Raw genomic sequence first — 412 nt, 5'->3', positions numbered from 1 at the left:
TCTTTTGTGATCGACGGCGGAATGAGCAGTAGATTCAGATAAATGGAAAAAAGCGAGATCCTTCAAAAATTGCCTTATGCTCAACCTTTTCTGTTCGTGGATGAACTATTGGAAGTAAATGAAAACCGAACTTCGGGAACCTATAGTTTTCCTGAAGACTCCTACTTCTATAAAGGACATTTTAAAGAGCATCCGGTGACGCCGGGAGTGATCCTTACCGAATGTATGGCGCAAATAGGAGTGGTTTGCCTGGGAATTTTTTTGCTGAAGGATCAAAAAACTGCAGATTTTAAAGTGGCTCTCTCAAATGCCAATGTGGATTATTTTCTTCCGGTATTCCCGGGTGAAAAAGTAAAAGTGATTTCTGAAAAAGTGTATTTCAGGTTCAACAAATTGAAATGCAAAGTGAAAA

At 39.1% G+C, this 412-nt stretch carries 1 protein-coding gene; it reads left to right on the top strand.

Annotation, left to right across the window (positions count from 1 at the left end):
* Positions 1-42 precede the first annotated feature (42 nt).
* Positions 43-412 (top strand): 3-hydroxyacyl-ACP dehydratase FabZ family protein (locus HC175_RS19505; RefSeq protein ID WP_168139787.1); only part of this gene is annotated, 370 nt, incomplete at its 3' end.

Source organism: Salinimicrobium oceani (assembly GCF_012037645.1).
Note: the sequence above shows the minus strand (reverse complement) of the source record. Positions and strands in the feature narration are given on the sequence as shown.